The sequence below is a fragment of the Arthrobacter sp. Hor0625 genome, assembly GCF_052567525.1.
This window is the reverse complement of the sequence record NZ_CP199586.1, coordinates 1360204-1372849: the sequence shown is the minus strand read 5'-3', so window position 1 is coordinate 1372849 and position 12646 is coordinate 1360204. Positions and strand designations below refer to the sequence as shown.

The following is a 12646-nucleotide window of genomic DNA, read 5'->3' as shown; positions in this document are numbered from 1 at the left end:
GGCAACGCCCCCTCCCGCCTTCCTTCCGCCTGGTCTTCCGCCAGTTCTTCCGCCCCATAAGGAGTACCGCATGAGCCTTCGATACGCGCTGCTTGCCCTGCTGCGCGTGGGCCCGCTCTCCGGCTACGAGCTGCAGAAGCAGTTTTCCGCCTCGGTGGGGCACGTCTGGCACGCGCCGGACTCCCAGATCTACCCCGAGCTGCGCAAGATGGAGGCGGAGCAGCTCATCGAGGGCGAGGAACAGCCCCGGGGCCAGCGGGCCACCCGGCGCGTCTACCACGTCACGGACGCCGGAAACCGGGCCTTCCTCGCCTGGATGCAGACGCCCCTGGACTACGCCCGGGTCCGCGACCCCGCCCACCTGCGGGCCGCGTATCTCGAAGCCGCTTCCCCCGCGGCGGCGCGGGACTTCTTCCGCGGCCACATCGCCCAGTGGGAGGCCGAACTGGCCCAGTGGGAAGGCGAACTTAGGCGGATCGCCGACGTCGACAACCCGATGCTGGTGCGCCGGCTCGCGGCCACCGACCCCGAGGACCACGAACGCACCATCGCCTTCAAACGCTTTACCTACGAGGGCCTGGTCGACCGGGCCCGGGTCGAAATTGAGTGGGCCCGCCGCGGGCTGAAGCTGGTCGACGGGCTGGAGGCCTCCGGCGGAAGCTGGTCCGCGTCCGCCCCGGAAACCCCGGCAACGGGGACCCCGGCGGCGGAGACCCCGGCGACCGCCTGAACGGCGGCCGCCGGGGCACCGGCACCAACTAGCCGAAGTTCTCGGCCGTCGCGTACCCCTTGCCGTTGTACTTCTGGACCACCACCGAGGACACGGCCGGCTGGCCGTCCACCGTGGTGTCCACGGCCGTTCCGGTGAGCATCAGCGGGGCCTTGAGGTCCTTGATGTTGCGCAGGGCCGTCATGAAGCTGTCCCGGGTCGGTTCGGTCATGGACTTGAACGCCTGCTCCAGCGTGGCGCCCACCATGTAGCTCCACATGCAGTGCGGGAAGGCCGGCATGTCCGGGTAGTTCCCGTACTGCTTGAGTTCGGAGAGGAACTTCGTGACGTCCGGGTCCTTGGCGAACGCCGGGCTTTGCGGGGCCTTGGCGAAGGACACCGAGTAGATGCCCGGGTAGGCCGCCGCCCCGCCCGGCTCCAGGATCGCCGTCGGGCTCGAGGTATTCGAGGGCAGGAACCAGCTGGGCTTCCAGCCGATCTGCTGCGCCTTCTGCAGCGCCGAGATGGTCAGCGGGGTGACGGACATGGCGTTGAAGAACACGTCCGCACCGGAGGACGCCAGCTGGGTCAGCTGGGCGTCCACCGAGGTGTCGGTCGCCTCGTAGGTCTGCTCGCCGACCACGGAGATGTTCGAGGCATCCTTGATGGCCTCCTTGAAGCCGGCCACGTAGCCCTTGCCGTAGTCGTCGTTCTGCGACAGGATCGCCACCTTGTGCTGGCCCTTGGAGGCTGACAGCAGCTTGCCGAACGCGGCACCCTCGTTCTGGTAGATCGGCACGAAGCCCAGCTGCCAGGGGCTCTGCTTCCGGTCGCTGAACAGCGGGTCGCCGGTCATCACGAGCACCTGCGGGACCTTCTGGCTGATCGCCGCTTCCCGGAAGGCCCGGTTGGTCGGCGTACCGAGCCCGGCCGTGGCGGCGAAGACGTTGTCCGAGACCATCTGCTGGAAGTTGGCCAGCGACTTCTGCGGGTCATACGCGTCGTCATAGGACTTGATCGTGACCGTGCGGGTCTTGCCGTCGCCGAACTTCACCCCGCCCGCCGCGTTGACCGCCCCGAAGTAGGCCGACACCCCGGCGACCGTGCACTTACCCGGCCCGGCGGTGGCGCCGCTGAGCGGGGTGGTGATGCCGAGGGTGATCGCCGAATCGGTGATGCCCGGGGAAGAACCCGAGCCGCCGCCCTGGCCGGCGCCGTCGCGGGTGCAGCCGGAGAGGGACAACGCGACGATCGATGTCATCGCGACGATGCCTAGGACACCGCCTGGCCTTTTGCTGATCTTCATGGTCGGTCTTGCCTCTCTTTGTTATCGGGTCCCTCCAGCGCGGCCTCCGGAACGGGAGAAGGCGCAGGAGCGGTCTTCGGGGGATTCCCGGACATGGGGCGGCCGCTCCGGCGCCGGCCGAGCCGGCGGAGCGCCCGCGGCAGGCTGACGAGCCCGCCGGGCAGCAGGAACAGCACCGCCAGCAGGATCGCGCCCTGGCTGAGCGTGGTGAGGTTCGGGTCGATCGCGTTCGTCAGCTGTGGAACGAAGATGTAGTAGGCGCCGCCGAGCAGTGAGCCCGCGATGCTGCCGGCACCGCCGATCACCATCGCGGCGAGCAGGCTGATCGAGTGCCCGAAGCTGAGGGTCTCCGGCGAGGTGTACTGCACGGCCGCGAGGTACAGGAAGCCGCTCGCCCCGCCGAAGATCGAGGCGATCGTGAAGGCGAGCACCTTGGTGCGGTACGGCGAGATCCCCATCGAGGCGGCCACGGCCTCGTTTTCCTTGACGACGGCGAACGCGCGCCCGTATTTGCCGCGCACCAGGCTCCTGGCCAGCAGGAACGCGGCGGCCGTGACCACCAGGACAATGTAGAACTGCCACTGGTCGTTGTAGAGCCCGGACCATTCCGGGGCATCGGAGAAACGGGCCGAGATGCCCTGCGAGCCGCCGGTGAATTCATCGAGGCGTTTGGCCAGGGGCACCCCGACGATCGGCAGGGCGATGGTCACCATCGCGATGGCGAGCCCGCCAAGCCGGGCCGCGGCCAGGGCCACGAGCAGGCCCACGATGCCGGCACTGACGCAGGCGGCAATGAACACCACGACGATGTTCCAGCCCTGGTTGACCCCGTAGGCCGTGACATAGGCGCCGAGGCCGACGAAGAAGATCTGCCCGAGATTGACCTGGCCGGTGTAGCCCATGACGATGTTCAGCCCCAGGACGGCGACCGCGTAGACGCCGATGCGCACCAGGGTCTGGTTCGCGAACGCCGGGAGCAGCAGCGGGGCGGCCAGCAGCACCACGGCTGCCAGGACGGCCAGCGTGATCCGGACGGAGCGGCGGCCCAGCGCGGAGGACACGGTTCCCATCAGACCCTCACCACGACCTTTCTGCCGAAGAGGCCCTGCGGGCGCAGGATGAGGATGACGAAGATCAGGACGAAGGGCACCGCAATCTTCAGGTCATGGCCGATGAGCGGCACGTACACGGCGACCAGATTCTCCAGCACCCCGATCGCCGAGGCAGCGACGACGCAGCCGATCGGGCTGCTCAGCCCGCCGAGGATGACGGCGGCGAGGGCATAAACCAGCGCCGTGTCGAGCATGCCCGGCGTCAGGGTCAACTGCGGGGCCACCAGCACACCGGCGATCGCGCCGAGGGTGGCGGCCAGGCCCCAGCCGACCATCAGCAGCCGGCCCACCGGCAGCCCGGAGAACGCGGCCGACCCCGGGTTGTCCGCCACGGCGCGGAGCGCCAGGCCGAGCTTGGTGCGCAGGAACAGCAACTGCAGGACCACCATGATCAGGATGATCGTCACCGTGGTGGCCAGCGACCGGACGCTCACCACCGCGCCGAGGATCTCCACGCTGGTCAGCGGGAAGAGCGACGGGAACCCGAGGTTGTTGTACCCCCACAGCAGGGCCGAAATGCCGGTGACGAGGGTCAGCAGGCCGATCGTGACCACGACGGCGGTGTCCGGATCGCCGCGTTCGAACTTGCGGACCAGGAACCGTTCCGCCAGCGCGCCGAGGAGGAAGGAGGCGACCACCGCGACCAGGATGGCCAGCGGCAGCGGCAGGCCCAGCCCAAGGAAGGCGTAGGCGATGTAGGCGGAGAGCACCGCCATGCCGCCCTGCGCGAAGTTGATCAGCCCGGTGGCCTGGTTCACGAGCACGATGGCGAGGGCCAGGGCGGCGTAGATGGAGCCGGTCGAGAGCCCGTCGACAACGAGCTGGATAAAAGTGCCCATGGTCAACCTCCCAGGTAGGCGCGGCGGATCTCGTCCATGCCCTTGAGTTCGGCCGACGTTCCGGTCAGCACGTTCCGCCCCGTCTCCAGCACGGTGGCCGTGTCCACCAGCGAAAAGGCGAGGTTGGCGTTCTGCTCCACGACCAGCATGGCGATGCCGGATTCGCGCCGCAGCCGGCGGATCGCCTCATAGACCGTCTTGGCGGTGCTCGGCGCGAGGCCCAGGGACGCTTCGTCCAGCAGCAGCAGTTTCGGCTTGGCCATGAAGGCCCGGCCGACGGCGAGCATCTGCTGTTCCCCGCCGGACAGCGCCGCGGCCCTGGAACCGACCCGGTCCCGCAGCTGCGGGAACAACTCGAGGCAGTAGTCGACGTCGGCGGCGATCGCCTGCCGGCCCTTGCGCAGGTACGCGCCCACCATGAGGTTTTCCCGCACGCTGAGCTGGCCGAGGGTCCCGCGCCCCTCCGGGACGTGGGCGATGCCGAGGGCGGCCACCTGGTCCGGGCGCAGGCCGCGGATGTCGCGGCCTTCGAAAGTGATCCGGCCGCCGGTGCGCACCGTGCCGCTGATAGCCCGCAGCGTGGTGGTCTTCCCCGCCCCGTTCGCGCCAAGGATGCCGACCGAGCCGCCCTCGGGCACGCTGAGCGAGACGCCGTCGATGACCTGGACGGGACCGTAGGACGCGGTCACGTCGACGAGTTCAAGCAGCGTCATCCGCGGCGTCCTTCCCGATGTAGGCCTCGATCACGCGCGGGTCGGCCTGCGCCTCGGCCGCGGTGCCCGCCATCAGCTTGCGGCCATGGTCGAGGACGACCACCTGGTCGGTCAGCGCCGAGATCAGCCCCATGTGGTGCTCGACGATGATGATCGTGATGTCCTGCTCGGCACGGATCCGCCTGACGGTGGCGATCAGCTGCTCGACCTCGCCGTGGGACAGCCCGGCCGCGGGCTCGTCGAGCAGCAGCAACGACGGTTTGGACAGCAGCGCCCGCCACAGCTCCACGCCCTTGTGCAGTCCGTGCGAGAGTTCGTCGGCTGGCAGGTCCGCCGCCCAGCCGAGGCCTGCCCGCTCCAGCAGTTCCAGCGCTTCGGCCCGGACCGCGCGCTCGGCCTTGGCCGTGAACGGCAACCGCAGCGCCCAGGACACCGGGCCGCCGGGCAGGCGGATGTGGCCGCCCAGGAGCACGTTCTGCAGCACGGTGGCGTTCAGCTGCAGGGCGGGGTGCTGTAAGGTGCGGGCCAGTCCGAGGCGGGCGAGCCGGGAGGGCGCGCTGCCCAGTACCTCCGTGCCGTTGATGGTGATGGACCCGGAGATGGGCTTGTAGTGTCCGCTGATGCAGTTGAAGAGCGAGGTTTTGCCGGCGCCGTTGGGGCCGACCAGACCGAAAATTGCCCCCGGTTCGACGTCGAAGCTCACGTCCTGCAGCACCTTGACCCCGCCGAAGTGCAGGTTGACGTCCTTCAGGCTGAGGCTCGCGGCCACCGGAGTACCTTCCTGTCGCACCATTGCTAGGAATCCGTGCGGCCGTGCTGGCCGCCCGAGACCGACGGTACGGATCGCTGACGAAATTGTCAACGATTTTGGGGGCGGGCGGGTCCGTGCCTCAGGAGGCGCGGTAGCCGCCCCGGGCATACTCGGTGAACGGCGCCGGAGCCACGGTCGCCCGGATCTCCACCTGGCGGTGCCGCTCCACCTGGCCCTTTCGCGAGTTGGGCTCTTCGCCCCAGAGCACCACGACCTCGGTTCCGGTGTCGGCGCAGTCAAGGTCGATGGTTGCCAGCGAGAGGAACGCCTGCTCGTTGGCGAGGTATCCGACGTCGAACGAGACGCCGACGGTGCGGCCGTCCACAAGGACGCGGTCGGTCTGGAACAGGGCGTAGCGGGATTTCGGCAGCTCAATGTATTTGGCGGGAAGCCCGCCGCCCAGAATGGAGCCAAGCACCCGGGTCACGTCCTCGTTGTTCCACACCAGGGTGACCTTGGCGCGGCGCTGGTTTTCGGCATGGCGCTGCAGCGCTTCTTTGCCGAGAAACTCGTGGTCGAAGGCAACCGAGCGGCCGAGCCCGAGATCGTAGGGCGTGACGTAATAGTCGGCGATGTCCGCCGAGTAGAAGCTGCCGCCAAAGGATCCGGCCTTCGACAGGTCCAGCCATTCGCGGTAGGCCTTCAGTTCGGGCTGAAAGATGGCCGGCGGAGGAGACGGCACCCAGCCGGAGCCGAGGTTTGCGGACGAATAGCCTTTCGCACCGACCTGGGTGATGCCGAATTCCGCACCGCCCGCCAGCAGTTTCGCGTGCACCGCCGCTGCGTCGGCCCAGGGGCCCCAGAGTTCGAAGCCTGGCTGGCCAGCCATGCCGTGACGCAGCACGCCCACGGTGCGGCCCTCGATCTCCACCTCTCCCATGTGGAAGAACTTCAGCTCCGGCGCCGGTGCGCCGGTCACCTTTTCGATGATGGCCAGAGCATTGGGGCCCTGGAGTTCATACCGGAAGAGCCTGGGATCGCCGGTGCGGATCAGCGAGTGGTCGTCGCGGTCAAGGCTGACATCCCACCCGCCGGAGGCGATGTTGTATTCGACCCAGTCGCTGAGCATGGGCAGCGCGACGAGGTCGAAGGAGTTCTCGCCGAGGTGGAACAGGATGCCGTCGCCAATGACGTAACCGTCATGGTTGACCGCGACCAGCTGCTTGGCCCGGCCCACCCGGTAGGCGGCGGCGGAGTTCGTGCCAATCCACGTGAAGAACCTGGTCGCGTCGGGACCGCTGACAAAGAGGTCCGCCATATGGTGCGACTGGTCCAGCAGGGCGCAGGAGTCGCGCCAGGCGGCCTGCTCGCTCCGCCAGTTGGTGAACTCGGGAGTCACCGGAAAGGTGAACGGCCGGGACTTCGCGTTGCGCAGCACTTCGACGGCACTGCCCAGCTCGTCGATGGCGGATTGAAGACTCTGCCCGGTCATGGTTCCCCCTTGATGCTGCGGTGCGGTCAGCCGCCCGCGACGGACTGGATAATCAGGATTTCCTGGCCCGGTGCGACCTCCGTCGCCAGGCCGTGCAGCCGCCGGATTTCCTGGCCGTCGACGTAGATGTTCACGAACCGCCGCACGGTGCCGGTTTCGTCCCGCAGCCGCCGTGACAGGGCCGGATAGTCACCCGCCACGAAGTCCAGAAGCCACTGGACGGTCACAGCCGCGTCCGCAGGGGCGGTCAGCAGTGACTTCCCGTCCGCCAGCGGCACCAGGACACTGGGCAGCACCACGCTGATCTCCGGCACGGCGGAGGCCTAGGCGGGGACCGCGGCGCCGGCGGCCCGCTGTTCCCCGGCGGCGGGGGCGCCGGTGACCACCGCGGCCCGGACGCACAGCACGTCCGGCAGGTGGGAGGCCACCTCGCTGAAGTGGTCGCCCTCGTCGGCGCTGGCGTAGACGCTGCCGCCGCGGGTTCCGAAGTAGACACCGGCCGGGTCGGCCGTATCGACGCACGCCGCATCGCGCAGCACCGAATTGAATTCTGCGGCCGGGAGTCCCTCGTCCAGCCGCGTCCAGCTCGCCCCGGCGTCTTCGGTCCGGTGCACGGCGAGCTTTCCGCCCGGCGGGATCCGCTCGCCGTCGGCCTTCAGCGGGATGACCCAGGCCGTGCCGGCGCGGCGGGGGTGGGTGAGCATGACGAAGCCAAAGTCCGCCGGCAGACCCTCGGCGATCGATTCCCAGCTCTCGGCATTGTCGTCGCTGCGGTACACGCCGTGGTGGTTCTGCGCGTAGAGGCGGCCGTCGACGGCGGCGTCCGCCGCGATCTTGTGCACGCACTGGCCGAATTCGGGATAAGGGTCGGGGTTGAAGTAGGCGGAAATCCCCTTGTTCCGCGGCTCCCAGCTCGTCCCGCCGTCGAGCGAGCGGTAGACGCCGCCGGTGCTCATGGCGACGTGCACGTTGGCCCCGTCCGGGTTGACGACGATCGAGTGCGCAGCGGCCCCGCCGTACCCGGCACCCCATTCGCCGCGGTGGGGATGGTCCCACAGGCCGCGATTGAGCTCGAAGTGCTCGCCGCCGTCGGTGGATTTCCAGACCGAGATGGGCTCGCAGCCGGCCCAGACCACGCCGGGGCGGGAGGCGGCGTCGGGGTAGATCTGCCAGACCCGCTCCAGCGCCGCGTCCGTGTCCGCCGGAAACCGGATTGCCCCGTTTTCCGGCTCATTCCACGTCTCCCCGAGGTCGTCGGAGTGGAAGACGGTGGGTCCCCAGTGTTCCGAGCGGACGCCGACGAGGATCCGGGTGCGGCCGTCGCGGGTGTCGATTCCGATGCTGGGGATTTCGCTCATCAGGAAATGCGGGCCGGAGAGGGACCAGTTCCTGCGGTCCGGACTGGTAGCCAGCCAGAGTCCTTTTTTGGTGCCGATCGCCAGAAGATAACTGTCTGCGGTTGCCATGCCCTACATGCAACCACCGCGGCCCTGCGGCTGCAATGCTTTTTTTGCCGGTTAGTCGACGAATTCGGACTGCGTCTGGATAAAATCCCAGTCCGCGGCGCTGAGCACCCCGGTGGTCCGGTCCGGGTGGGGGCCGCCGGCTTCCGCGATGCCCTGCAGCACCGGCAGCGGCAGTTCGTCGGCGCGCAGGTTCTCCCGCAGCCACTCCTTGCTGGCCAGATCCAGGTCCAGCCACCACATATAGATGTCCATCGGCCCGCCTCCCCTGCCGTACTGCCCCCGGCGTTGCGATCACCGTCCTGCCCGGCGCCCCGCGCCGCCCCCGGGGTGCTTCAACCGTAGGCCCGCCGGCCGGGGATGATCAAGGCCCGCCGTCGAGGCGCCACCCGGGGATGAAGACCCTAGCCGGGACCGGCGCTCCGGGCCGATGATGGGGCATGCCTGCCGCCCCGTCCGGTCCCGCGCCGCTGGTTGCGGGCCTTATGCCCGGCCAGCCTCCGACGCTGCTCGAAACAGCGGCTGCCCTGGCCGGAAGGCTCGGCGTGCCGCTGGTTTGTGCCTATGTGGACGAAGCCAGCTTCCTTGTCGAGTGGGATCCGGCGCGGTCCGCCCACCGGCTGTCCCTCCACCCCGAAGCCGACAGCGCCAAGATCCGGGCCGTCAGCGAGGAACTCCGCTCCGCCGTCGCCACCGTATGTGACAGCCTCGGGGTCGAGTGGAGCCTGCGGACGCTGGCCGGGGATCCCGCCCGGGCGCTGGGCCGGTTGGCGGCCGAGGCCGGCGCGGCCATGATCGTCGTCGGCACGCCCGAACCGGGGTTCGGTCACCGGGTCTCGGCGGCACTCAACGGCTCGGTGGCCGCCTGGCTCAGCCGCCATCAGGACCGCCCGGTGCTGATCGTCCCGGCCCGGGGTGCGCACGGCGCGGACGGCCCGGGAAAATAAAGCGAAAGTAGTTATTCGCGGTGCTGGCGCACCCCGCCGGCGCCCCGTATGGTTGAATCCGTAGGCGGGAAACCCCCTATCCCAAAGCTGCTCCGGAGTGCGTATCCCCCAATAACGCACTCCGGAGCTCTTTTGTTTTCCGGCCTGTCCCGCTGCCGGTCACCGGTGGCCATACCCCCGGAGGGTACTTGCGCCATACCCCTAGGGGGTATATGTTGGCTGCATGAACGAGCCCGACGCATCTTCAGCGGCTGAAGCGCCGCACCCGCCGCACGGCTACACCGCGAACAAGGACGCCTACCTCAAGCGGCTCAAACGGATCGAAGGCCAGGTCCGGGGCATCGCCCGCATGGTCGACGAGGACAAGTACTGCATCGACATCCTGACCCAGGTCGCCGCCGTCACCAAGGCCCTGCACGCGGTCAGCCTGGGGCTGGTCGAAGAGCACATCGGCCACTGCGTCGTCGGGGCGGCCGCCGAACCGGACCCGGAACTGCGGGCCGGTGTCATCGACTTCAAAGTGAAGGAGGCTACCGATGCCATCGGGCGCCTGCTGCGGTAGCGGCAACACCACCACCCACCACACGATCGGGCTGATGGACCACCCCCAGTCCCCCACCAAGGAGCAAGCCATGAGCAGCGTTTCCACCACCATCGAAGTTTCCGGCATGACCTGCGGACACTGCGTGTCCTCCGTCTCCGAGGAACTGGAGGCACTGGCCGGCGTCGAAAGCGTTGACGTCGACCTCAACGCCGGCGGCGTCTCCACCGTCACCATCACCTCGGCCAAGGAGCTCTCCCCCGCCGAAATCGGCGAAGCCGTCGCCGAGGCGGGCTACCTGGTGGTGGCGAACGAGGCCTGAGTACCGCCGCGGGATATCGGGACAACAGGGGCCGGCAGCGCTCCACCGAGCAGGACGAGAGGAACATACCGTGAGCAACACGAAACTGCTGGACCAGCCCGGCAGCCGGGTGATTGAGCTCGACATCGAGGGCATGACGTGCGCCTCCTGTGTCGGCCGGGTCGAACGCAAGCTCGGAAAGCTCGACGGCGTGCAGGCTTCGGTCAACCTCCCACTGGAGTCCGCCCGGGTCACCGTTCCGGCCAACATCACGGACGAACAAATCGCCGCCGCGGTGAACGCAGCCGGCTACAAGGCCAGCGTCAGGACCCCGCACGCGCCGACTGCCGCGGCCGAGGACCCGGCGCTGGGCACGGCGGCGAAGCTGCGTCCCAGGCTGGTCGTCGCCGCCGCCCTGACCGTCCCGGTCTTTGTACTCTCGATGCTCCCGGCCGCCCAGTTCCCGCACTGGGGCTGGGTGGCCGCCGCCCTGGCCCTGCCGGTGGTCACCTGGGCTGCGTGGCCGTTCCACCGCGCCGCGGTGGTCAACGCCCGGCATCTGTCCTCCACGATGGACACGCTGGTGTCGATCGGCGTGACGGCTGCCTACGTTTTCTCCGCCTGGCAGCTTCTGGCCGATCCCAGCCTCACCGAACATCCGGGCATGGAGGGCATGGAGTCCGGCGGCCTGTACTTCGAGGTCGCCGCCGTCGTCACGACCTTCCTGCTGCTCGGCCGCTACCTGGAGGCCAACGCCAAGCGCAAGGCCGGCAACGCGCTGAAGGCCCTGCTGGAGCTGGGCGCCAAGGAAGCGACGGTGCTGCGCGACGGGGATGAGTACCAGGTACCCGCGGAGGGGCTCGAGGGCGGGGACGTCATCGTCGTCCGCCCGGGCGAAAAGATCGCCACCGACGGCGCGGTCATCGAAGGCTCCTCGGCGGTCGACGCCTCCCTGGTGACCGGCGAGTCGGTTCCTGTGGAGGTCGGCCCGGGCAGCCAGGTCACCGGTGCCACGATCAACACGTCGGGACGGATCCTGGTCCGAGCCACCCGGGTCGGGGCCGACACCACCCTGGCCCAGATGGGCCGGCTGGTCTCCCAGGCGCAATCCGGAAAGGCCGCGATCGCCCGGCTGGCCGACCGCATCAGCGCCGTTTTCGTCCCGGTGGTCCTCGGCATCGCCGCGCTTACCTTCGGCGGCTGGCTACTCGCCGCCGGCCCCGAGATCAGCGACGCCGAACTGCGCGCCGCGTTCACCGCCGCCGTCGCGGTGCTGGTCATCGCCTGCCCGTGCGCCCTGGGCCTGGCGACCCCGGTCGGCCTGCTCACCGGCACCGGCCGCGGCGCCCAGCTGGGCATCCTGATCAAGGGCCCGCAGGTGCTCGAAGACACCCGCACCGTGGACACGATCGTGCTGGACAAGACCGGCACCGTCACCACCGGGCACCTTGCGGTTGCCGGCACCCTGGCGTTCGCGCCGTTCAGCGAGGCGCAGGTCCTGCAGCTCGCCGGAGCTGCGGAGACGGCCTCCGAGCACCCCATCGCGCGGGCCATCGCCGCGGCCGCGCTGGAAGCGGAGGGCGGCCGGAACGCAGGCGCCCGGCTGCCCGCCGTCGCGGACTTCGATTCGGCCCCCGGCGGCGGCGTCCGCGGCACCGTCGAGGGACGCCGGGTCCTGGTCGGCCGGGCCGGCTGGCTGCAGGACAACGGACTCACGCTCTCCGGCCCGGAACAGGCCGCCCTGGCCGACGCCGAGGCCTCCGGCGCCACCGCCATCTGGGTTGCCGTGGACGGCAGCCCGGCTGGCATCGTCAGCCTGCGCGACTCCCTCAAACCCGGGTCCGCCGCGGCCGTCGCGCGGCTCCGCGAACTGGGCCTGCGGCCCATCCTGCTGACCGGGGACAACGCGTCGGTGGCCCGGCAGGTGGCCGCCGCGGTCGGCATCCCAGCCGACGACGTCTTCGCCGGGGTCCTGCCGGAGGGCAAGGTCGACGCGGTCCGGAGGCTGCAGGACGGCGGCGCCACCGTGGCCATGGCCGGCGACGGTGTCAACGACGCCGCGGCCCTGGCCCAGGCGGACCTCGGAATCGCCATGGGCTCCGGCACCGACGTCGCCATCGAAGCGGCCGACCTGACCGTGATGGGCAACGACCTGGGGCAGGTGGCCCTGGCCATCAGTCTCTCCCGCCGGACCCTCGCGACCATCAAGACGAACCTCTTCTGGGCGTTCTTCTACAACGCGGTCGGCATCCCGGTGGCGGCCCTGGGCCTGCTCAACCCGATGATTGCCGGCGCCGCCATGGCGGCCTCCTCGGTGCTGGTGGTTGCCAACTCGCTGCGACTGCGGAGCTTCGGGAAGTAACCCCCGGACGGGGCCGGGTGCGGGGATGGGGAGGGGTGCCCATCGACAGTGTTTTGTGCTGTCGGGTAGGTTCGAGGCATTGGATCTTCCGGAACAGCCGGGGGCCGCTG

Annotated in this window: 14 protein-coding genes; 5 read left to right on the top strand and 9 right to left on the bottom strand. The window is 69.4% G+C overall.

All coding sequences use genetic code 11. The annotated features are described in order from the left end of the window. The first annotated feature begins 70 nt into the window (after positions 1-70). Positions 71-730, top strand: coding sequence for a helix-turn-helix transcriptional regulator (locus ACTWLI_RS06260; protein ID WP_445155785.1), 660 nt, complete (start codon positions 71-73; stop codon positions 728-730). Between the two features lie 28 nt (positions 731-758). On the opposite strand, the gene ACTWLI_RS06255 is transcribed toward ACTWLI_RS06260, so the two are convergent. The 9 genes from ACTWLI_RS06255 to ACTWLI_RS06215 form a co-directional block, all read right to left on the bottom strand. Next, on the bottom strand, positions 759-2015 hold the full coding sequence (locus ACTWLI_RS06255; RefSeq protein WP_445155784.1) for an ABC transporter substrate-binding protein: 1257 nt from the start codon (positions 2013-2015) through the stop codon (positions 759-761). Then, positions 2012-3085, bottom strand: coding sequence for a branched-chain amino acid ABC transporter permease (locus ACTWLI_RS06250; protein WP_445155783.1), 1074 nt, complete (start codon positions 3083-3085; stop codon positions 2012-2014). Before ACTWLI_RS06250 ends, ACTWLI_RS06255 begins: the two co-directional genes overlap by 4 nt. Beyond that, positions 3085-3966, bottom strand: a complete 882-nt coding sequence (locus tag ACTWLI_RS06245; RefSeq protein ID WP_445155782.1) for a branched-chain amino acid ABC transporter permease — start codon at positions 3964-3966, stop codon at positions 3085-3087. The genes ACTWLI_RS06250 and ACTWLI_RS06245 overlap by 1 nt, the downstream gene beginning before the upstream one ends. A 2-nt stretch (positions 3967-3968) precedes the next feature. Beyond that, positions 3969-4679, bottom strand: coding sequence for an ABC transporter ATP-binding protein (locus tag ACTWLI_RS06240; RefSeq protein ID WP_445155781.1), 711 nt, complete (start codon positions 4677-4679; stop codon positions 3969-3971). Next, the gene (locus tag ACTWLI_RS06235) at positions 4666-5448 is read right to left on the bottom strand and encodes an ABC transporter ATP-binding protein (RefSeq protein WP_445155780.1); all 783 of its coding nucleotides are present in this window, start codon (positions 5446-5448) and stop codon (positions 4666-4668) included. The genes ACTWLI_RS06240 and ACTWLI_RS06235 overlap by 14 nt, the downstream gene beginning before the upstream one ends. A 121-nt stretch (positions 5449-5569) precedes the next feature. Next, positions 5570-6922, bottom strand: coding sequence for an aminomethyl transferase family protein (locus ACTWLI_RS06230; protein WP_445155779.1), 1353 nt, complete (start codon positions 6920-6922; stop codon positions 5570-5572). Positions 6923-6948: 26 nt separating this feature from the next. Beyond that, on the bottom strand, positions 6949-7236 hold the full coding sequence (locus ACTWLI_RS06225; RefSeq protein ID WP_445155778.1) for a MoaD/ThiS family protein: 288 nt from the start codon (positions 7234-7236) through the stop codon (positions 6949-6951). A gap of 9 nt (positions 7237-7245) precedes the next feature. Beyond that, positions 7246-8388 carry a WD40/YVTN/BNR-like repeat-containing protein gene (locus ACTWLI_RS06220; RefSeq protein ID WP_445155777.1) on the bottom strand — a complete coding sequence of 381 codons (1143 nt, stop codon included), beginning with the start codon at positions 8386-8388 and terminating at the stop codon, positions 7246-7248. Between the two features lie 51 nt (positions 8389-8439). Next, positions 8440-8640, bottom strand: coding sequence for a hypothetical protein (locus ACTWLI_RS06215; RefSeq protein ID WP_445155776.1), 201 nt, complete (start codon positions 8638-8640; stop codon positions 8440-8442). A gap of 185 nt (positions 8641-8825) precedes the next feature. Between ACTWLI_RS06215 and ACTWLI_RS06210 the strand changes: the two genes are divergently transcribed. From ACTWLI_RS06210 to ACTWLI_RS06195, 4 genes are all read left to right on the top strand, one after another. Continuing rightward, on the top strand, positions 8826-9332 hold the full coding sequence (locus tag ACTWLI_RS06210) for a universal stress protein (RefSeq protein ID WP_445155775.1): 507 nt from the start codon (positions 8826-8828) through the stop codon (positions 9330-9332). A gap of 223 nt (positions 9333-9555) precedes the next feature. Beyond that, positions 9556-9894: a metal-sensitive transcriptional regulator gene (locus ACTWLI_RS06205; protein WP_445155774.1), complete on the top strand. Its 339-nt coding sequence runs from the start codon at positions 9556-9558 to the stop codon at positions 9892-9894. A 70-nt stretch (positions 9895-9964) separates the two neighbouring features. Then, positions 9965-10195, top strand: coding sequence for a heavy-metal-associated domain-containing protein (locus ACTWLI_RS06200; protein WP_445155773.1), 231 nt, complete (start codon positions 9965-9967; stop codon positions 10193-10195). 133 nt (positions 10196-10328) lie between these two features. Further along, positions 10329-12536, top strand: coding sequence for a heavy metal translocating P-type ATPase (locus tag ACTWLI_RS06195; RefSeq protein WP_445156133.1), 2208 nt, complete (start codon positions 10329-10331; stop codon positions 12534-12536). The last annotated feature ends 110 nt before the right edge of the window (positions 12537-12646 follow it).

Bases quoted from the DNA above. Each gene is read 5' to 3' on its own strand.
- ACTWLI_RS06195 (WP_445156133.1), top strand. From the start codon at position 10,329: ATGACGTGCGCCTCCTGTGTCGGCCGGGTCGAACGCAAGCTCGGAAAG.
- ACTWLI_RS06245 (WP_445155782.1), bottom strand. From the start codon at position 3,966: ATGGGCACTTTTATCCAGCTCGTTGTCGACGGGCTCTCGACCGGCTCC.
- ACTWLI_RS06210 (WP_445155775.1), top strand. From the start codon at position 8,826: ATGCCTGCCGCCCCGTCCGGTCCCGCGCCGCTGGTTGCGGGCCTTATG.
- ACTWLI_RS06200 (WP_445155773.1), top strand. From the start codon at position 9,965: ATGAGCAGCGTTTCCACCACCATCGAAGTTTCCGGCATGACCTGCGGA.
- ACTWLI_RS06215 (WP_445155776.1), bottom strand. From the start codon at position 8,640: ATGGACATCTATATGTGGTGGCTGGACCTGGATCTGGCCAGCAAGGAG.
- ACTWLI_RS06255 (WP_445155784.1), bottom strand. From the start codon at position 2,015: ATGAAGATCAGCAAAAGGCCAGGCGGTGTCCTAGGCATCGTCGCGATG.
- ACTWLI_RS06240 (WP_445155781.1), bottom strand. From the start codon at position 4,679: ATGACGCTGCTTGAACTCGTCGACGTGACCGCGTCCTACGGTCCCGTC.
- ACTWLI_RS06250 (WP_445155783.1), bottom strand. From the start codon at position 3,085: ATGGGAACCGTGTCCTCCGCGCTGGGCCGCCGCTCCGTCCGGATCACG.
- ACTWLI_RS06230 (WP_445155779.1), bottom strand. From the start codon at position 6,922: ATGACCGGGCAGAGTCTTCAATCCGCCATCGACGAGCTGGGCAGTGCC.
- ACTWLI_RS06220 (WP_445155777.1), bottom strand. From the start codon at position 8,388: ATGGCAACCGCAGACAGTTATCTTCTGGCGATCGGCACCAAAAAAGGA.
- ACTWLI_RS06260 (WP_445155785.1), top strand. From the start codon at position 71: ATGAGCCTTCGATACGCGCTGCTTGCCCTGCTGCGCGTGGGCCCGCTC.
- ACTWLI_RS06205 (WP_445155774.1), top strand. From the start codon at position 9,556: ATGAACGAGCCCGACGCATCTTCAGCGGCTGAAGCGCCGCACCCGCCG.